The 19042-nt window shown below is 64.2% G+C and carries 21 protein-coding genes; 9 read left to right on the top strand and 12 right to left on the bottom strand.

Annotation, left to right across the window (positions count from 1 at the left end; genetic code table 11):
* Window positions 1-372: 372 nt before the first annotated feature.
* Window positions 373-1587 (bottom strand): NADP-dependent isocitrate dehydrogenase, encoded by a 1215-nt coding sequence (locus tag JN302_RS26520; RefSeq protein ID WP_202307036.1) that lies wholly within the window; start codon window positions 1585-1587, stop codon window positions 373-375.
* 139 nt (window positions 1588-1726) lie between these two features.
* Here JN302_RS26520 and JN302_RS26515 point away from each other — a divergent pair, with 139 nt between their 5' ends.
* On the top strand, window positions 1727-2641 hold the full coding sequence (locus JN302_RS26515) for an alpha/beta fold hydrolase (protein ID WP_202329718.1): 915 nt from the start codon (window positions 1727-1729) through the stop codon (window positions 2639-2641).
* A 51-nt stretch (window positions 2642-2692) separates the two neighbouring features.
* The gene (locus tag JN302_RS26510; protein WP_202329717.1) at window positions 2693-3217 is read left to right on the top strand and encodes a hypothetical protein; all 525 of its coding nucleotides are present in this window, start codon (window positions 2693-2695) and stop codon (window positions 3215-3217) included.
* Between the two features lie 23 nt (window positions 3218-3240).
* Here JN302_RS26510 and JN302_RS26505 read toward each other — a convergent pair whose 3' ends face one another.
* The gene (locus JN302_RS26505; protein ID WP_202329716.1) at window positions 3241-3588 is read right to left on the bottom strand and encodes a TfoX/Sxy family protein; all 348 of its coding nucleotides are present in this window, start codon (window positions 3586-3588) and stop codon (window positions 3241-3243) included.
* 86 nt (window positions 3589-3674) lie between these two features.
* Here JN302_RS26505 and JN302_RS26500 point away from each other — a divergent pair, with 86 nt between their 5' ends.
* Together JN302_RS26500 and murI are read left to right on the top strand one after the other, a co-directional pair.
* Window positions 3675-4604 carry an RNA methyltransferase gene (locus JN302_RS26500; RefSeq protein ID WP_202329715.1) on the top strand — a complete coding sequence of 310 codons (930 nt, stop codon included), beginning with the start codon at window positions 3675-3677 and terminating at the stop codon, window positions 4602-4604.
* A complete protein-coding gene (gene murI / locus JN302_RS26495; RefSeq protein WP_202329714.1) occupies window positions 4597-5391 on the top strand; it encodes a glutamate racemase in 795 nt (264 codons plus the stop codon). Before JN302_RS26500 ends, murI begins: the two co-directional genes overlap by 8 nt.
* Before the next feature lie 80 nt (window positions 5392-5471).
* Here the strand turns inward: murI and JN302_RS26490 are convergent, their stop codons facing one another.
* Entirely contained in the window at window positions 5472-6110 is a 639-nt protein-coding gene (locus tag JN302_RS26490) for an NAD(P)-dependent oxidoreductase (RefSeq protein ID WP_202329713.1), read from the bottom strand.
* Between the two features lie 137 nt (window positions 6111-6247).
* Between JN302_RS26490 and JN302_RS26485 the strand changes: the two genes are divergently transcribed.
* From JN302_RS26485 to JN302_RS26465, 5 genes are all read left to right on the top strand, one after another.
* Entirely contained in the window at window positions 6248-6667 is a 420-nt protein-coding gene (locus tag JN302_RS26485; protein ID WP_202307024.1) for a winged helix-turn-helix transcriptional regulator, read from the top strand.
* A gap of 74 nt (window positions 6668-6741) precedes the next feature.
* A complete protein-coding gene (locus JN302_RS26480) occupies window positions 6742-7449 on the top strand; it encodes a 2OG-Fe(II) oxygenase (protein WP_202307023.1) in 708 nt (235 codons plus the stop codon).
* A gap of 264 nt (window positions 7450-7713) precedes the next feature.
* Window positions 7714-8331, top strand: a complete 618-nt coding sequence (rpsD, locus tag JN302_RS26475; protein ID WP_202307022.1) for a 30S ribosomal protein S4 — start codon at window positions 7714-7716, stop codon at window positions 8329-8331.
* Between the two features lie 133 nt (window positions 8332-8464).
* A complete protein-coding gene (ttcA, locus tag JN302_RS26470) occupies window positions 8465-9337 on the top strand; it encodes a tRNA 2-thiocytidine(32) synthetase TtcA (RefSeq protein ID WP_202307018.1) in 873 nt (290 codons plus the stop codon).
* Window positions 9334-10161 carry an inositol monophosphatase family protein gene (locus tag JN302_RS26465; protein WP_202307016.1) on the top strand — a complete coding sequence of 276 codons (828 nt, stop codon included), beginning with the start codon at window positions 9334-9336 and terminating at the stop codon, window positions 10159-10161. The genes ttcA and JN302_RS26465 overlap by 4 nt, the downstream gene beginning before the upstream one ends.
* Window positions 10162-10227: 66 nt before the next feature.
* Here JN302_RS26465 and JN302_RS26460 read toward each other — a convergent pair whose 3' ends face one another.
* From JN302_RS26460 to JN302_RS26420, 9 genes are all read right to left on the bottom strand, one after another.
* Window positions 10228-11475: a multidrug effflux MFS transporter gene (locus JN302_RS26460; RefSeq protein WP_202307014.1), complete on the bottom strand. Its 1248-nt coding sequence runs from the start codon at window positions 11473-11475 to the stop codon at window positions 10228-10230.
* Between the two features lie 103 nt (window positions 11476-11578).
* Complete coding sequence (gene grxD, locus JN302_RS26455; protein WP_202307011.1) at window positions 11579-11914, bottom strand: Grx4 family monothiol glutaredoxin; 336 nt, start codon at window positions 11912-11914, stop codon at window positions 11579-11581.
* 273 nt (window positions 11915-12187) lie between these two features.
* Window positions 12188-12832, bottom strand: coding sequence for an HAD family hydrolase (locus tag JN302_RS26450; protein WP_202329712.1), 645 nt, complete (start codon window positions 12830-12832; stop codon window positions 12188-12190).
* Between the two features lie 6 nt (window positions 12833-12838).
* Window positions 12839-13072 (bottom strand): BolA/IbaG family iron-sulfur metabolism protein, encoded by a 234-nt coding sequence (locus tag JN302_RS26445; protein WP_202307007.1) that lies wholly within the window; start codon window positions 13070-13072, stop codon window positions 12839-12841.
* A 204-nt stretch (window positions 13073-13276) separates the two neighbouring features.
* A complete protein-coding gene (locus JN302_RS26440) occupies window positions 13277-14053 on the bottom strand; it encodes an SDR family oxidoreductase (RefSeq protein WP_202329711.1) in 777 nt (258 codons plus the stop codon).
* A gap of 11 nt (window positions 14054-14064) precedes the next feature.
* Entirely contained in the window at window positions 14065-15342 is a 1278-nt protein-coding gene (locus JN302_RS26435) for an L-fuconate dehydratase (protein ID WP_202329710.1), read from the bottom strand.
* A 92-nt stretch (window positions 15343-15434) separates the two neighbouring features.
* The gene (locus tag JN302_RS26430; protein WP_202329709.1) at window positions 15435-16379 is read right to left on the bottom strand and encodes an ABC transporter substrate-binding protein; all 945 of its coding nucleotides are present in this window, start codon (window positions 16377-16379) and stop codon (window positions 15435-15437) included.
* 97 nt (window positions 16380-16476) lie between these two features.
* Complete coding sequence (locus JN302_RS26425) at window positions 16477-17472, bottom strand: ABC transporter permease (RefSeq protein WP_202329708.1); 996 nt, start codon at window positions 17470-17472, stop codon at window positions 16477-16479.
* Window positions 17469-19022, bottom strand: coding sequence for a sugar ABC transporter ATP-binding protein (locus JN302_RS26420; protein ID WP_202329707.1), 1554 nt, complete (start codon window positions 19020-19022; stop codon window positions 17469-17471). The genes JN302_RS26425 and JN302_RS26420 overlap by 4 nt, the downstream gene beginning before the upstream one ends.
* Between the last annotated feature and the right edge of the window lie 20 nt (window positions 19023-19042).

Below are 19042 nucleotides of genomic sequence, written 5' to 3'. Positions count from 1 at the left end.
GCTGCGTGGCGACCCTGCTGCGGCCAGGCGAAACGGCGGAAGCCGTCCTCGTCCGTCTCGGTCGCGCACCGGAAGCCGACGCTCCTGAGCCGCCGCGCGCTCGCCTCATTTTCGTCCTCGACGCCGACGAAGAACTCCCGCGAAGCGTGAACTGATGGAGCGGGAGACGTTTGGCGGCTTCGACATGGCCGGATCGGCGCTTCCCGGGGCCGAACGCAAGCGCGAAGGGCCGTTCGCTCGCCGCGATATGCGCGATCAAGAAGGCGGACCAGTCTCGCCCGCCCAGCCGTTTCACGGCATCGGCGTCGTCGAACTATGGTTCGACGACGGGAATGTCGGCCGCCCGAAGCGGCCGGAGTGTCTGCGATCGGCTCAGGCCGCCATCGCCTTCTGCAGGTTCTCGTCGATCTTGTCGAGGAAGCCTGTCGTCGACAGCCAGGGCTGGTCCGCGCCGATCAGGAGGGCCAGATCCTTGGTCATGTAGCCGTTCTCGACGGTCGCGACGCAGACCCTCTCCAGCGTCTCGGCGAATTTCTGCAACTCGGCATTGCCGTCGAGCTTGGCGCGATGGGCGAGGCCGCGCGTCCAGGCGAAAATCGATGCGATCGAGTTGGTCGAGGTCTCCTCGCCCTTCTGATGCTGGCGATAGTGACGGGTGACGGTGCCGTGCGCAGCCTCGGCCTCGACCGTCTTGCCGTCGGGCGTTACCAGCACCGAGGTCATCAGGCCGAGCGAGCCGAAGCCCTGCGCGACGATGTCGGACTGGACATCGCCGTCATAGTTCTTGCACGCCCAGACATAGCCGCCCGACCACTTCAGCGCCGACGCCACCATGTCGTCGATCAGCCTGTGCTCGTACCAGATCTTCTTTTCCTTGAATCGTTCGGCGAATTCCCTGTCGAACACCTCCTGGAAGATGTCCTTGAAGCGGCCGTCATAAGCCTTCAAGATCGTGTTCTTGGTGGAGAGGTAGCATGGCACGCCGCGGTCCAGCGCGTAGTTGAACGAAGCCATCGCGAAGTCGCGGATCGAATCGTCGAGGTTGTACATGGCCATGGCAACGCCGGAGGACGGCGCGTCGAACACGTCGTGCTCGATGGTCTGGCCGTCCTCGCCGACGAACTTTATGGTCAGCTTGCCCTTGCCGGGAAAACGGAAATCGGTGGCGCGGTACTGATCGCCGAAGGCGTGGCGGCCGACGATGATCGGCTTGGTCCAGCCGGGCACGAGGCGCGGGACGTTCTTGCAGACGATCGGTTCGCGGAAGATCACGCCGCCCAGGATGTTGCGGATGGTGCCGTTGGGCGACTTCCACATCTTCTTGAGCTTGAATTCCTCGACGCGCGCTTCATCGGGCGTGATGGTGGCGCATTTCACGCCGACGCCGTATTTCTTGATGGCATTGGCGGCATCGATCGTCACCTGGTCGTCGGTGGCGTCGCGGCTCTCGATGCCGAGATCGTAATATTCGAGATCGATGTCGAGATAGGGATGGATGAGCTTGTCCTTGATGAACTGCCAGATGATGCGGGTCATCTCGTCGCCGTCGAGCTCGACGACCGGATTTGCCACCTTGATCTTCGCCATGGGAAATGCCTCGTTTCTGGAGTTCGGGACAGCTGTCCCGCAAGGATCGTGATCTGAGAAATGCGGCCCCTATAGCAAAGCGGATACCGCTGCGCAAACGGTCGCAAGCCGCGTCGGCCCATAGAGGGAGGTCAATGGAATGCGCTTCGGATTCTTCGATGTCGGCGACGTCAGGCTTCACGTCGCGTCGACCGGCGATCCCGCCAACCCCCTTATCATATGCCTGCACGGTTTCCCCGAATACTGGGCTGCCTGGCAGGAGGTGATGCTCGAGCTGGCCGGGGATTTCCACGTGGTCGCGCCAGACCAGCGCGGTTTCAACCTGTCGTCCAAGCCGGCGGGCGAAGAGGCCTATCGGGCGAAACATCTGGTGGCCGATGTGGCGGCGCTCGCCGACCAGCTTTCACCAGGCAAGCCCTTCATCCTCGCGGGACATGACTGGGGTGCTTCGATCGCCTACGCCTATGCCTTCGCCCATCCTGACCGGCTGACGCGTCTCGTCATCGCCAACGGGGTGCATCCGGTCTGTTTCCAGCGGGCGATCCTGGAGGATGCGGGGCAGCGCAGGGCCAGCCAGTATTTCCACAAGCTGCGCGCGGCCGACGCCGCCGAACGCATGGTCGAAGACGATTTCGCGCGGACCTTGAGGATGATCGCCGGTTTCTCGAAGACGGACTGGATGACGCCGGAGATCGAGGCCCAGTACCGTGCGGCATGGGCAAGGCCGGGAGCCATGCAGGCCATGCTCCACTGGTACAATTCGTCGCCGGTGGTCGTGCCCCGGCCGGACGAGGTCGTGACGGATGCGCCGCTGCTCGCCATGGAAGCGGACAGGGCGAAGGTTCGAATGCCGCATCTGGTGATCTGGGGCGACGCCGACGAAGCCTTGCGGCCGGTCTGCCTGGAGGGGCTCGACCGTTTCGCCGACGACCTGACCGTCAAGAAGGTCGCCGGCGCCGGCCACTGGATCCTGCATGAGAAGCCGAAGGAAGTTGCCGACATCATGAGAAAATTCCTTGTGCCCGCGACAGCGGGTTCGGATAAACAGATCTGACGATGCGGGCGGCGTTGATTGTCGCATTGCTGGAAAGAGTGGGGGTGGGGGATGCTGCTTTGGAAATCGATACTGGCCGCAGCAAGTCTGCTGGTCCCGGTCGCGGCCGGCGCGGAACAGCTTCACGCCATTTTCAACGCGGCGGAAGACGGCACGGCGACGGTCGCCATCAGCCCCTGCACGCCCGAAGAGGCCGGCGAATGTGTGTATCACGCGCTGACCTGCTCGCCCGGCCAATGGCCGCCGGTGCGGTTCTCGATCATCACCGGACCCGTGGAGCAGGTCGCGAAAGCGATGATTCTTGTCACCGATGCGTGGCCGAGCGGGACGATGAAACTGGCGGGCGGAAAGACCGTCGACCTGCAGTTCACGAGCGTCCATCTCGACGCCAACGAGATGGACGGTGGCTGGATGCTGACGACGGGCATCTCCGATCCGACCCCGCTGTTCGACGCCCTGACCGAGGGGAGCGGCGAGGGTGCCATGCTCGTCGTGGGCGGCGAGGCGTTTACCCTGGCGCCCGAAAAGGGCGATGGGGCGAAGCTTGCGCGCTTCAAGAACGAATGCACGCAGTAGGCGCCGCTCCGACTGGCTGAACCTTATTTCCTCTTCGGTGCTTTCGCGGGCTTGGGCGGCATCGGGCCGACATGGGCCGATGCCATGGCGATCCAGTTCCGCAGTGCCTCGTCATCCAGCGCCTCGGCGGCGACGATGACGTAGCCCTTCATCTCGCGGCCGGTGAAATTCATCCTGGAGGCGCCGGGCAGAGCCAGCGCGGCGGCTTCGCCGTCCGCGCCGACCCGAACGAGAAGCGTGCCATCCTTCATCGTGCCGACCATCATGTTGCGGTTCAGCGTGAAGCAGATGCCGCCGAACATGCGGATTTCCCCGATATTGGGATCGTCGCCGACGACCTCCCTGATCCGCTCGGCCAGTTCGTTGCTCATGCCAGCCTCTTTGCCGATGCTTCATTTTCCGCGGCGAATATGGCAGGGACGCGCAAAAGCCGCAAAGAGCACTTTATTGGCATAGCATGGCAGGCACCGATCGCGACCGCAAACTCATCGCCGAAGGACCGGCAATCATCCTCGTCGAGCCGCAACTCGGCGAGAATATCGGCATGGTTGCGCGCGCCATGGCGAATTTCGGCCTGTCCGAGTTGCGCCTCGTCAATCCGCGCGACGGCTGGCCGAACGAGCGGGCGCGAGCGGCCGCGAGCCGGGCCGATCATGTCATCGACGGCGCCAGGGTCTTCGAGACCCTGCCCGAGGCGATCTCCGACCTGAATTTCGTCTTCGCGACCACCGCGCGCGAGCGTGACGGCTTCAAGCCGGTGCGCGGTCCCGTCGAGGCGGCACAGGCGCTGCAGCAGCGTTTCCGGGCGGGTCAGAAGACGGGGATCCTCTTCGGCCGCGAGCGCATCGGCCTCGACAATGCCGAGGTCGGCCTCGCCGACGAGATCGTGACCTTTCCCGTCAATCCGGCCTTTGCCTCGCTCAACATCGCGCAGGCGGTGCTGCTGATGTCCTATGAGTGGATGAAGTCGGGTCTGGAAGTCGGAAACGAGGCGCCGTTCTCCGGCCCGGAGATGGCGCCGGCACCCAAGGAGCAGTTGCAGGGCCTCTTCACGCATCTGGAGGAGGCGCTCGAGGCCAGGGGCTATTTCCGGCCGCAGGCCAAGAAGCCGAAGATGGTCGACAATCTGCGCGCCGTGCTGACACGCCCCGGATTTGCCGAGCCCGAGATCAAGGTGCTGCGCGGCGTCGTCGCGTCGCTCGACTATTTCTCGCCCAGGGAACCGCGCGGTTCCGGTTATCCCGAACGTAAGGCGAAGGCCGATGCGGCTGCCCATCGCGGCGTCGGCGAAGCAGATCGCGGCGTCGGCGGAGCAGATCGCGGCTCGAGCGGGGATGACGGTGAGAATGGCGCTGCCGGAACCGGGAAGGATGTCGACAATGGCTGAGCATCCGGTCCTCATGTTCGATTCCGGCATCGGCGGGCTGACGGTGCTGCGCGAGGCCCGTGTGCTGATGCCCGGCCGCCGTTTCGTCTACGTCGCCGACGACGCGGCGTTCCCTTACGGGCGGTGGGACGAGCCTGCCCTGAAGGCACGCATCCTCGATCTGTTCGGCACGCTGCTCGATCGCTACGACCCCGAAATATCCGTCATTCCCTGCAACACGGCATCGACGCTCGTCATCGACGCCTTGCGCGAGGTCTTTCCGGGCCGTCTCTTCGTCGGCACCGTGCCGGCCATAAAGCCGGCGGCCGAACGCACGCGCTCCGGCCTCGTTTCGGTGCTGGCGACGCCGGGCACCGTCAAACGCCAGTATACCAGGGACCTGATCGCCCAATGGGCGTCGAAATGCCATGTCCGCCTGGTCGGCAGCGACAAGCTGGCCGGCCTGGCGGAGGTCTATATGCGCGAGGGTTTCGTCGACGAGGAGGTGATCCGCTCCGAGATCGCCCCATGTTTCATCGAACAGGAGGGCAGGCGGACCGACATCGTCGTGCTCGCCTGCACCCACTATCCCTTCCTGGTCAACCGCATGCGCAAGACCGCGCCTTGGCCGGTCGACTGGCTCGATCCGGCCGAGGCGATCGCCCGGCGCGCCTTGTCGCTGCTCGACACGGACGGATTCGACGACTTCGAGCCGCGCAACGGCGGAGATATCGCGATCTTCACGTCGGGCAAGGCGGACTTTGCCACGCGGCGCCTGATGCAGGGCTTCGGCCTCGGCCTGGCCTGACCAGTACCGTCGCGCGGCGCGGCCGTCACGATGATCGCCGGCGCCGCCGCTCCGCAAGCGATTTCGGCTGTTTGCCGTTGTCAGTAACCGAGCGTGAAACGCCTGCGCGAATGCTTCGGCGTTTCGGCCTCGTCGACGATCGCGGCGGCAAGATCGCCGGAAGAGATGCCGCTTTCTCCCTTGGCGTCGAAGACGGGCTGGTCGCCGCCGAGCCTGTAGACGCCGGTCTTTTCTCCGGGCGTCAGGTGGATCGCGGGCGAAACGAAGGACCAGTCGAGCTCCTTCTCCTCGCGGATCGCAGCAAGGGCGTCGCGCGCGGCGAGTGCTCCTGCCTTCCATTCCGCCGGGAACTCCGGCGAATCGACGAGCTGTGCGCCAGGGGCAACATCGAGGCTGCCGGCGCCGCCGACCATGATCAGGCGGGTCTTCGCCTGGCCAGCGGCCGCGATGATCGCTTTCGAGCCATCGAGATGCTTGTTGTAGATGTCGGGGTCGCCCCAGCCGCCGTTGAAGGCGGAGACGACAACGTCGTGGCCGGCAATCGCCTTGGCGAGCGCGTCGGCGTCGGCGACGTCAGCTTTCACAGCCGTGACCCCGGGCAGCTTTTCCACCTTATCCGGATTGCGGACGATCGCCGTGACGGCGTGGCCGCGAGTTGCCGCTTCCTTCAGGATGGCGGTGCCGACGAAGCCGGAGGCTCCGATGAGCGCGATTTTCATTTGGCGTTCTCCTTCGGCCGGCCCGAGAAGGGCAGGCATGTTGTGTAAGCAGGTTATCAACGGTAACTATATAGAGCCCAGAGCAGGGACGCGTAAGAACGCATTGTTCCGTGCCCTGGTTACATGGAGAGAACCGCATGAATGCCGCGTCGAGACCGGGATCACCGGTGCCCTTGCTTCACACCAATCCGGGCTTCGAGTGGGACGGCGTCGGCAGTTGTCCCGTGCGCGAGGTGCTCGACATTGTGGGCGATACCTGGAGCCTGCTCGTCATCATCAATCTTCAGCCTCGGCCTCTCCGCTTCAATGCCTTGAAACGGTCGATCGAGGGAATCTCGCAGCGCATGCTGACGGTCACGCTGCGTTCGCTGGAGCGCGACGGGCTGGTGCGACGCACCGTGCGGCCCACAATGCCGCCCGAGGTCGAATACGCGCTCACCGAGCTCGGCCAATCGATCGCGGTGCCTATCGGTGCGCTGGGCACCTGGGCGTCGCAGAACCGCGATCTGATGCGCAATGCACGCAAGCGTTTCGACACCACGTCGGAGATTGGCTGAGGCGCCGGCAAGAAACGGAATGCGGCGCTCGATATGGCCTTCTACGATCCCGATGGAAAACCAGGGATCCAGCCATGACGACCGCCAAGACCGCATCCGCTCTCGACTGGACATCGATCGCCCGCGACCTCGACGCCTTCGGCGTGGCGCTCACCGGCCCGTTGTTGAGCGAGGCGGATTGCCTTTCGCTACGCTCGCTTTACGACGGGGATGGCCGTTTCCGCAGCCATATCGTGATGCAGCGACACGGCTTCGGCGCCGGTGAGTACAAATATTTTGCCAATCCGCTGCCCCAGCCGATCGCCGAACTGCGGCAGGCATTCTATGAGCGGCTCGCCCCGATCGCCGACGCCTGGAACGAGCGCATGGGGCTCGACCGGCGTTACCCCGCGACACTGGACGGTTTCCTGGCCGAATGCCACGCAGACGGCCAGACGCGCCCCACGCCGCTCCTGCTGAAATACCGGTCGGGCGACTACAATTGCCTGCATCAGGACGTCTACGGCGCGCATCTGTTCCCCATCCAGCTCGTGATCCTGCTCAGCGAGCCGGGAAGGGAGTTCGAAGGTGGCGAATTGGTGCTCACCGAGCAGCGCCCGCGCATGCAGTCGCGCGCCGAGGTGGTGCCGCTGCGCATGGGGCACGGCGCTCTCTTCGCCGTCAACGACAGGCCGCATGCGGGCACGCGCGGCGACTACCGCGTGAAGATGCGCCACGGTGTCAGCCGCGTGCGTTCTGGCGAACGGTTCACCGCGGGCGTGATCTTTCATGATGCGGCGTGAGCGGCAGGGAGCCGGCGTGGCGAGATGCCCCGCTCCCGTGCGATCTATAGTTTTTCGGAATTCCTTGACACCGTGGAGCCGATCCACTAGAGCCACGCCAGCGCCGGGCCGAAAGGTCCGGCGTCCTATTTGACGTGTCCCGTGGGTCTTTCCGCAAAGCGTGCGTGGAAGATCCTGTCAGGTCTCGAAAACGGAGGCCAGAGGAGGGCGCGTTTCCTCTGCCCGGAACATGGGGTTCCGGTGCAATATTGTGAAGGGAATGCGATGAGCAAGCGCGAATCCGCAAAATACAAGCTCGACCGCCGTCTTGGCGAGAACGTCTGGGGCCGTCCGAAGTCCCCGGTCAACAAGCGTGAATACGGCCCCGGCCAGCATGGCCAGCGCCGCAAGGGCAAGATGTCCGACTTCGGCCTGCAGCTCCGCGCCAAGCAGAAGCTGAAGGGTCACTACGGCGACGTCTCCGAGAAGCAGTTCCGCAAGGTCTATGACGAGGCCAATCGCCGCAAGGGCGACACCTCCGAGAACCTGATCGGCCTTCTCGAGTCGCGCCTCGACGCCATCGTCTATCGCGCCAAGTTCGTTCCGACGATCTTCGCCGCGCGCCAGTTCGTGAACCACGGCCACATCAATGTGAACGGCAAGCGCGTGAACATCGGTTCTTATCGCTGCCGTCCGGGCGACGTGATCGAGGTGCGCGAGAAGTCGAAGCAGCTCGTCCTGGTGCTGGAATCGGTCCAGCTCGCCGAGCGCGACGTGCCCGACTACATCGAAGCCGACCACAACAAGATGACCGCGACCTATCAGCGCGTGCCGGGCCTGGCCGATGTGCCGTTCGCCGTGCAGATGGAGCCGAACCTGGTCGTCGAGTTCTACTCGCGCTAACCGTTCGCATCCGAATACCGAAAAAGGCCGCGCCCGATCGCGGCCTTTTTCTTTTGGTCCGGGACCTCCCTTGCGCGTCCAAGTGGACGCACGTCGCAGTAATGCTCTATGGAACGGGGCGCAGGAGTCGGCCATGACAGTGCACCAGTCCCCAGACGAGATTTCCGACGCCGAAGGTGCGACACACCCGTTGTTCCGGGACGTGCCGTCCTCGGTCGAGTTCAACAAGCTGCGCAAGCGGCTGCTGCGCAATACGCGCCAGGCGATTGCCGACTTCGCCATGGTTCGGCCGGGCGACCGCTGGCTGGTGGCGCTCTCTGGCGGGAAGGATTCTTACGGCCTGCTCGCGCTGCTGCTCGACCTGAAATGGCGCGGCCTGCTGCCGGTGGAGCTTCTGGCCTGCAATCTCGACCAGGGCCAGCCGAATTTTCCCAAGCACATCCTGCCCGATTATCTGAACGGGCACGGCATCGCGCACCGCATCGAATATCAGGACACCTATTCGGTGGTCACCGACAAGATCGCCGAGGGCAACACCTATTGTTCGCTCTGCTCGCGCCTTCGCCGCGGTCATCTCTACCGGATCGCGCGGGAAGAGGGCTGCGCCGCGCTGGTGCTCGGGCACCATCGCGAGGATATCCTCGAGACCTTCTTCATGAACCTCTTCCATGGCGGCCGCATGGCGGCGATGCCGCCGAAGCTGCTCAACGACGAAGGCGACGTGATGGTGCTGCGCCCGCTCTCCTATTGCGCGGAGAACGACCTCGCCAAATTCGCCGATGGCATGCGCTTCCCGATCATCCCCTGTGATTTGTGCGGCAGCCAGGAAGGGCTGCAGCGCAACGCCATGAAGGCGATGCTGGAAGATATCGAACGGCGCATGCCGGGCCGCAAGGACACGATGATCCGCGCCCTCGGCAATGTCAGGCCCTCGCATCTCCTCGACCGCAAGCTTTTCGACTTCGCCGCCCTCAACGAACAATCAGCCGACGCAGGAACCGCATGACCTTTGACGACAACGCAATCGACTGGCTGGCGGCGCTGCTCGCCGACGCCGCGACCTCCGAGATCATGCCGCGCTTCCGGCGCCTCGATCGAGGCGACATCAGGCAAAAGACCTCGGCCGCGGATCTGGTGACGGAAGCCGACGTCAATGCGGAGCGCGTGATCACGGCAAGATTGCGCGAGCGCTATCCAGACGCGGTGATCATCGGCGAGGAAGCGCATTCGGAAAATCCCGGCATTCTCGACGGGCTCGGCGAGGCGCCACTCGCCTTCGTCATCGACCCTGTCGACGGCACCTTCAACTTCGCTTCCGGCATGCCGCTGTTCGGCGTCATGCTCGCCGTCGTCGTCAAGGGCGAGACGGTCGCCGGCATCATCCACGATCCAGTGGGCAAGGACTGGTTGATCGGCGCGAAGGGTGCTGGCAGCCATGTCAGGCATTCCAACGGCAACCTGGAAAAGGCGCGCGTTGCCGATCCGGTCCCGATGTCGCAGATGACCGGCGCGATCTCCTTCAGCTTCCTGCCGGAGCCGGAGCGGTCGCGGCTCGCGCGCAATCATGTCAGGACGCTGTCGCAGTTCAACTATCGCGCGGCCGCCTGCGAGTACCGGCTGCTTGCCACGGGCTTCGGCCACTTCGTGGTCTACAACAAGCTGATGCCCTGGGATCACCTCGCCGGCGTGCTCATCCATGCGGAGGCGGGTGGGCACGCGGCCCGTTTCGATGGCAGCGCCTACAACGCTTCCCATGTCGACGGCGGCCTGCTGGTGGCTCCGGACAAAGAGAGCTGGCAGGAATTGCGGCGCGAGCTCTGGGCGGAGTAGGGCTGGACGCAGTCCGCCGGCCACCCTCGATACGCGATAGCCCTCTCTTCCCAACCGTAGCTGAACTCAGTGCGTCGGCTTGCCGTGCACCTGGAACAGTTTGCCGTGCTCGGCGAACAGCACCAGCAGGAGCGCAAGGATCGACAGCAGGAAGAAGCCGGCCGTGAGCGGCATCACCGTGCCGTCGAAGGCCTGGCCGATGAGCGCGCCGATAACCGCGCCGCCGACCGTCTGGACGAAGCCCTGAACGGATGACGCCGTTCCAGCGACATGGCCGAGAGGCTCCATGGCGATGGCGTTGAAATTCGAGCCGATCCAGCCGAATTGCAGCATGGCGACGGTGAAGAGCCCGACAAACACGACCAGCGGCACCGGCCCCAGCAGCGCCAGCCCGAACAGGATCGTATTGACGGCGAGGAAGCCGATAAGCGCGCCATGCGACAGGCGGCGCATGCCGAAGCGTCCCACGAGGCGCGAATTGACGAAGGACGAGACCGCCATCATCGCCGCGACCGCCGCGAACAGGACCGGGAACCAGACGCCGAGGCCGTAGATGCCGACATAGACCTGCTGGGCCGAGTTTATGAAGCCGAACAGGCCGCCGAACACCAGCATCGTCGCCAGCGTGTAGCCCAGCGCCAGCCGGTTGGAGAGCACGATGCGGAAGCCCTCCAGCGCGGAGGCGACCGTGAAGGGCCGGCGGCGCTCGGGCTCCAGCGTCTCGGGCAGCCGGCGTGCGGTCCAGAGCGTGATGACGAGCGAAGCCAGGCCCATGAACACGAAGATCATGTGCCATTCGGAGAACAGCATCACCAGCTGTCCGACACCCGGCGCGACGACGGGCACGATCATGAACACCATGAACACCAGGGACATGACCTCGGCCATGGCGCGACCGCCGAAGACGTCGCGAACGAAGGAGACCGCGATCACACGGGTGGCCGAGGCGCCGACACCCTGGATGAAGCGCAGAAGCAGCAAAGTCTCGAAGGTCGGCGCGAAGGAAGCGCAGAAGGCCGCGATCACATAGATGGCAAGGCCGAACAGCAGCGGCGGACGCCGTCCGAGCCAGTCGGAAATCGGACCGTAGAGGAGTTGCGGCAGGCCGAAGCCGATCACATAGGCCGTGATGACATATTGCCTGTGGTTCTCGCTCTCCACGCCGAGGCTGGCGCCGATCTGCTGGAGGCCAGGCAGCATGATGTCGATGGCCAGCGCATTGAGCGCCATGAGCGCCGCGGCGAGCGCGATGAACTCCCAGCGGGGAATGGAGAGACGGCTTCCTGTGCCCCCGGCCGAAACTTGTGCATCCATCGTCGTTCCCTCTCGCGCAAAATGAAAATGCGCCGGCAGGCGCCGGCGCATCGTCAGAGGCTTAACCCGGGAGCGATCGTCCCCGAGGGCTCCGCTTATGGGATCAGGCAGCGCCCTTGGCGCTGACGCCCTTCTCCTCGAGGAAGGGTTGCAGTTCACCGGCCTGGAACATCTCGCGGACGATATCGCAACCGCCCACGAACTCGCCCTTGACATAGAGCTGGGGGATGGTCGGCCAGCTCGAATAGTCCTTGATGCCCTGGCGAAGCTCGTTCGAGGTGAGCACGTTCACGCCTTTGTAGTCCACGCCGAGATAGTCGAGAATTTGGACGACCTGGCCGGAGAATCCGCACTGCGGAAAGCCCGGAGTGCCCTTCATGAAGAGAACGACGTCGTTGCCCTTCACCTCGCTGTCGATGTATTCGGATATGCCGCTCATAGAGAAGTCCTTTCACGCCCGCGGATCATGCAGGCTCGAAACATGACCATGAGATAGACCGTTCGGCGGCTCGAAACAAGACGCATGCAAGAAGCTTTGAAGATAGCCGGCACATCTTGCTGGCACAGTTTCGTTGATCCAGACCGGCTTTCCAGTGCAGCGGACTTGCCTATGAAATCGACAGGCCGTAACGGTGCTTCCGGCGTTGGACGTCTTCGCAATGGGTGTCGCTGTGCCGCGACGCTCCTTGTCTCCCCGCCGGCCCGATCATCGCTATGTCTGGCCGGCCATGACGGTGCCGAGCCGCCCGGCGATCCAGGAATGCCCGGCGCAATCCTCGACATCTGAAAACACCACGCCTTCCCAGCCGAATTCATTGGCCGCGGCAACGACGGAACGCGAATCGTCGAAGAAGAGCGGCGGCTCCTGCTGGGGGCCGATCCGCGCCTCGACACGCCGGAAGAACTCCGGGTCCGGCTTGGCGACACCCATGCGGGCTGCGTAGAACATGTCGTCGAAATGGTGCTTCAGGCCCACTTTGTCCCAGAGGTGGAAGGCGCGCAGATGCTCCTGATTGGTCGCCAGGTAAAGGCGCACCGGACCCGATGCCCGCAACCTGGCGAGGAGGCTCATGAGCTGGAGGTTGACATGCGTGTCGCGCGCCAGCCAGTAGTCGATGAAGCCGAGGGGCGAGAGATGGTAGCCTACGGTAGGCAGGAACGCCTCCAGCGCCGTGACCAGCGAAACCCTGCCTTCGATGACCTCCATGAAAGCGGGACCGAAGAATGTCTGGAAGGCTTCGGGGTCGACCCCCGTATCTTCGAGAAGGTAGCGGTCCCAGCGTCGGCGGCGTTCGGGGATGTCGTGGAAGAGACTGTGAACCAGCACGCCGTCGACGTCGAAAAGGACCGATCGCACAGGGACTTATTCCGGAGCGCTGGTCTGCAGGGCGAGCGCGTGCAGGACGCCTCCCATGTTGCCCTTCAGCGCCTCGTAGACCATCTGGTGCTGCTGGACGCGGCTCTTGCCGCGGAAGCTCTCCGCCACCACTTCGGCGGCGTAGTGATCGCCGTCGCCGGCGAGGTCGCGGATCGTCACCTTGGCGTCCGGAATGCCTTCCTTGATCAGCCGTTCGATGTCACGCGCGTCCATTGCCACTGGCGAGTCTCCCGTTCCGAACTGCCCCTGGAGCGCGGCGTGTTCTGTTCGGCACGCAAAGGAGTTCCAGGACCATGCTTCAACGCATCCAGCCGACGATCGAGTCTGCTCGTCGGGCCGATACATCTAGAGATATGGCGGCAAGCCCTGCCGGGGTCAATCGCGGGACGGTCGAAATCCAAGGCCGCAGGGGATGAGCGGCGATCAGTCGAGCGCGCGATCCAGATGCGTATAGCCGCCGTCTACGAAAAGCCATTGGCCAGTCGTGTGGCTGGCGCGATCCGAAAGCAGGAAGATGACGGTGTCGGCGATCTCCTCGGCTCTGGTCATGCGCCTGCCGAGCGGAATGCGCCGGGTGATCTCAGCGAGCTTCGCATCTGGGTCGTCGAAGGTCTGCAGCCACTTCTCGTAGAGCGGCGTCATCACCTCGGCCGGAATGACCGCATTCACCCTGACACCATCTTCGCGCAGCGCGGCCGCCCATTCGCGGGTCAGCGAGAGCTGGGCGCCCTTCGCCGCGCAATAGCCGCTGGTGTTGCCCTGGCCGGTGAGCGCGGTCTTGGACGAGATGTTGACGATCGAGCCACGTGAAGCCTTGAGCCAGGGCAGGCAGTGATGCGCCAGGACGTAATAGTGGATCAGGTTCCGCTCCAGCGACGCGCGAAACGCCGCCGGACCGGCCTCCAATCCTATACTGTCGTTGACGCCGGCATTGTTGACGAGATGGTCGATGCGGCCGAAGTCGCCGATAGTCTCCTCGACCGCAGCCTTGCAGGCATCGTCATCCATCAGGTCGACCTGGACGAATCTGGTCCGAGGGGCCCGTTCGTTCAGGTGGTCGGCGAAATCCGCAGTCAGCGGGCTGCGGCCGAATATCACCGGTATCGCGCCTTCTGCGGCAAGGCCGAGGGTGATCGCGCCGCCGATCCCGGCGCCGCCCCCGGTGACGATCACGACCTTGTCCCGTAGTCCGAGATCCATGACCGCCTCCTTCAGGCGCCGAAGCGATAGGTTTCGAGCGAAGCTGGCTTCATCTCGATCGAAAAGCCCGGCGCTGCCGGCGGCATATAGGCCGCATCGCGGATGACGCAGGGTTCCTTGAAGTGCTCATGGAGATGGTCGACATATTCGACGACGCGGCCTTCGCGCGTGCCGGCGACACAGATGTAGTCGATCATCGCAAGATGCTGGACATATTCGCAGAGCCCGACGCCGCCGGCGTGAGGACACACGAGCAGACCATATTTCGCGGCCATCAACAGCACGGCCAGGATTTCGTTGACCCCGCCCAGGCGGCAGGCATCGATCTGCACGACGTCGATGGCGCCGCGCATGATGAACTGCTTGAACATGATGCGGTTCTGGCACATCTCGCCGGTCGCGACCTGGATGGGCGCCACGCTTTCGCGGATATTGCGGTGGCCTTCGATGTCGTCGGGGCTGGTCGGCTCCTCGATGAACCAGGGCGAGGCGAAGGCGAGGTCGCGCACCCAGTCGATCGCCTGGTCGACCTCCCAGACCTGGTTGGCGTCGATCATCAGCTTGCGTTCGGGACCCAGCACTTCGCGGGCGATGCGCAGGCGACGGATGTCGTCGCCCTTGTCGCGGCCGACCTTGAGCTTGATGTGGTTGAAGCCGGCGTCGATCGCCTCGCGGCAAAGGCGCCGCAGCTTGTCGTCGTCATAGCCGAGCCAGCCGGCAGAGGTGGTGTAGCAGGCGTAGCCCTCCCGCTCGAGCGTGGCGATCCGTTTGGCCTTGTCAGGCGCCTTGTCGCGCAATATGGCCAGCGCTTCGTCCGGCGTGATGCAGTCGCTGATGTAGCGGAAGTCGATGCAGCGGACGAACTCTTCCGGGCTCATGTCGGCAACCAGCCGCCAGACGGGCTTGCTGACCATCTTCGCCCACAGGTCCCAGACAGCATTGACTACGGCGCCGGTGGCGAGGTGGATGGCGCCCTTGTCAGGGCCGATCCAGCGCAATTGGCTGTCCGAGGTGACATGGCGCCAGAAGGCGCCCATGTCCGCCGTCGCTTCCGCCATGTCGAGCCCGACGACCAAATGGCGCATCGCCTCGATCGCGGCACAGCAGATCTCGTTGCCGCGGCCGATGGTAAAGGTGAGCCCGTGCCCTTCGAGACCGGCGGCGTCGGTCTTCAGGATGACATAGGCGGCGGAATAGTCCGGGTCCGGGTTCATTGCATCCGAACCGTCGAGATGCTGGGACGTCGGGAAGCGCAGGTCGAGCACCTGCATGTCGGTGATGGTGGTCATTGGTCGGATTCCTACGGCAGGGAGCAATTGCATCCATGCCTGAACTATATAGAGGACCGGAGGCGACGGGCCGCCTCCGGTCGATGGCTGGGTCAGTCGTAAAGGACGGCGGCGATCTCCGGATTGTCGATGTTCGACTTGTCGTAATAGTAGAAGCCGGTGTCGATGTTCTTCTCGACCGGCTCGCCCTTGGCCGCCTTCACCGCGGCCTCGACCGTCTTGTAGCCGATGCCGACCGGGTTCTGGGTGATGGCGCCGGCCATTTCTCCGTCGTTGATCGCCTTCTTCTGCTGGGCGCCCGAATCGTAGCCGATGATGACCAGCTTGCGCCCCAGTTCCCTCGCGCCGTTGACGACGCCGATGGCCGAGCCTTCATTGGCGCCGAACATGCCCTTCAGGTCCGGGTTCGCCTGCAGGATGGCCTTGGTGATCTCGGTGGACTTGAGATGGTCGCCCTCGCCATATTCGATCGCGACGATCTCGATCTTCGGATAGGCTTCCTTGATGCGGTTGACGAAGCCGTCGCGCCGGTCGATCCCGGTGCGGCTGGTCTGGTCGTGCACGACGAGAGCGACCCTGCCTTCGCCGCCGATCAACTCGGCCATCTTGTCGGCGGCAAGAGCGGCCGCGGCGAGGTTGTTGGTCGACGCGGTTGCGACGGGAATGTCGCTGTCGACGCCGGAATCGAAGGCTACCACGGCGATGTTGGCGTCCTTGGCCTGCTGCAGCAGCGGGATGGCGGCCTGGCTGTCCAGCGCGGCAAAGCCGATCGCAGCGGGTTTCTTGGCGAGCGCTGCCGCCAGCATGTCGATCTGGCGGTCGACCTGCGATTCCGAATCCGGCCCCTCGAAAGTGACCTCGACGCCGAGATCGGCGGCGGCCTTGTCGGCCCCGGTCTTGACGGCCTGCCAGAACTGATGCTGGAAGCCCTTGGAGACCAGGGGGATGTACATCTTGTCCTGGGCCATGGCCATCGTGCCATAGCCGAGGAACGTTGCGGCGCTCAGAACGCCGAGGACGGTGCGACGAGTAAACATGTTTCCTCCTTGGGGTAAGTCTTGATCGGTTCGTCGGAGCTTCAGCGTCTCTTCTTGATGTTGGCGCAGCGCAGGCGCTGCGCGAAGCACGGCCCGGTCAAAGCCGTCGCCGCCGCAAAATGTCGGTGTACACGGCAAGAATGATGATCGAACCCGTCACCACGGTCTGCCATTCCTGGGCGACCGACAGGATGCGCAGGCCGTTTGCGAGCACACTCATGATCAGGGCTCCGATCAGCGTGCCGACGATCGTGCCGCGCCCGCCGCTGAGCGACGTGCCGCCGATCACCACCGCGGCGATCGCATCGAGTTCATAGCCTTGTCCAAGCGCCGGCTGGGCCGAGTTGAGCCGGGAGGCGATGAGCAGTCCGGCGATGCCGCAGATGCCGCCGGCAAGCGCATAGACGGCGATCTTCCAGCGGTCGGTGTTGACGCCGGAAAGGCGCACCGCCTCTTCGTTGCTGCCGAGCGCGAAGGTGAAGCGGCCGAGAATGGTCCGTTCGAGGATGAAGCTCGCCGCGATCGCCACCAGGAACAGGATGAGCACGCCGTTGGGGATGGGCAATGCGGGAACGACAGCGCCGATGATCGAACCCTGGGAGATCTGGGTGAAGCCGGGCGTGTCGTTGAAATAGATCGGCCGCGTGCCTGAAATGACCAGCGACAGGCCCTTGAGAATGAGCATCATGCCGAGCGTGGCGATGAAGGGCGGAATCTTTAGCTTGGCGACGAAGGTGCCGGAGATGGTTCCGCTCAAGGCCCCCGCCAGGATCGCCGCCAGAACGCCGAGACCGATCGGCATGCCCCAGAAGGTCAGAACGACGCCGGCGATGACGGCACAGAAGGTCATCAGGGTGCCGACCGAAAGGTCGATGCCGCCGGTGATGATGACCAGCGTCGCGGCGATCGCCAGCACCCCGTTGACCGAGGTGGCCTGAAGGATCGTGATGACGTTGCTGGTCTGAAGGAAATTGGGCGAGGCGAGGCTGAAGACCACCATCAGAATGATCAGGCTGGCGAAGGCAAGCAGCCTGTGCTGGGCGCCGGAGAACCGGGTGGAAGGGGCGGTCGTCCCGGTTGTTGTCGCGCTCATCTGCTCTCTCCCTGTGCCGGCCAGATTCCACCTTCGCTCGCCTTGCCACGGCCGCCGCGTTGCGTCGCCAGTTGCATGATCTCCTCCTGGGAAGCGCCGCCGTGAAGGACGCCGGTCAGCCGTCCCTCGCACATCACGGCGATGCGATGGCTGAGCCGCAGGATCTCGGGCAGTTCGGAGGAGATGACGATGACCGCGCGGCCTTGCCCGGCAAGTGCGTTGAGCAGCTTGTAGATCTCGCTCTTGGCGCCGACGTCGATGCCGCGCGTCGGCTCGTCGAAGATCAGTATCTGGCAGTCGCGCAGCAGCCATTTGGCGATGACGATCTTCTGCTGATTGCCGCCGGAAAGCAGCCGCGCTTCCTGCTTGTCGGAAGGCGTCTTGATGGCGAGTTGACCGATATAGCGCGTCGCCGCCTCGTGCATGGCGGCTTCTTTCAGCAACCCGCCGGGGCCGGTGAACCGGCCGAGGCTCGCCATGGCGATGTTGTTGCGCACATCCATGCCGACGGCGAGGCCGAAATGCTTGCGGTCTTCCGAAAGATAGCCGATGCCGGCGCGCACCGCGTCCTGCGGCTTGCGGATGTCGACCTTGCGGCCGCACACCAAGATCTCGCCGCTGTCCAGCCGATCCGCACCGAAGATGGCGCGTGCGACTTCCGTGCGGCCGGCGCCCATCAACCCGGCGAAGCCGAGGATCTCGCCCTTGCGGACCGAAAAGCTGACGTCGCGGATCTCCGATCCGCGGTTGAGGCCCGACACCTCGAGCATGATTTCGGCATCGGCATCGGCATGGGCGGGGGCGGCGGCACGGTCGTCGGAGAGGGCACGACCGACCATCATGGAGATGATCTTGTCCACCGGCGTCGATTTGGCCGGCATCGTGCCAATATACTCGCCGTCCCGCATCACGGTCACCCGATCGGCGATGCGCTTCAACTCGTCCATCTTGTGCGAGATGTAGATGATGCCCACGCCCTCGGCCTTCAGTTTCCCGATGATGGCGAAGAGTTCATTGATCTCTGCGTCGTTCAGCGCCGCCGTGGGTTCGTCCATCACCAGCACGCGCGATCGGTGCGACAAGGCCTTGGCGATCTCCACCATCTGCTGGCGGGCGATTGTCAGCCGCCCCACCGGCGTGCGGGGATCGAGCCTGAGATGCATGGCGGCAAAAATTTCGGCGGCCTGGGCATTGAGTTTTGTCTCGTCGAGCAGGAAGCCGGGCCATTTGCGCGGCTCGCGTCCGATGAAGATGTTCTGCGCGGCCGTCAGGTCCGGCATCAGGTTCAGTTCCTGATGGATGATTCCGATGCCGAGGTCCTGTGCCTGGCGCGGCGAGCCGATCTCGACCGGCTCGCCGTCGAGCAGGATCTCGCCTTCGTCGCGCGCATAGATGCCGGCGAGGATCTTCATCAGCGTCGACTTGCCGGCGCCGTTCTCGCCCATCAGCGCATGAACCTCCCCCGAACGAAGCTCCAGCCGCGCCTTGTGCAGCGCCCGAACGCCCGGAAAGGACTTGCCGATATCGGTCATGGCGACGAGAGCGGTCATGACGTCCTTTGCGCCTCCCG

This window comes from Mesorhizobium sp. L-8-3 (genome assembly GCF_016756615.1).
Classification (GTDB): domain Bacteria; phylum Pseudomonadota; class Alphaproteobacteria; order Rhizobiales; family Rhizobiaceae.
Note: the sequence above shows the minus strand (reverse complement) of the source record. Positions and strands in the feature narration are given on the sequence as shown.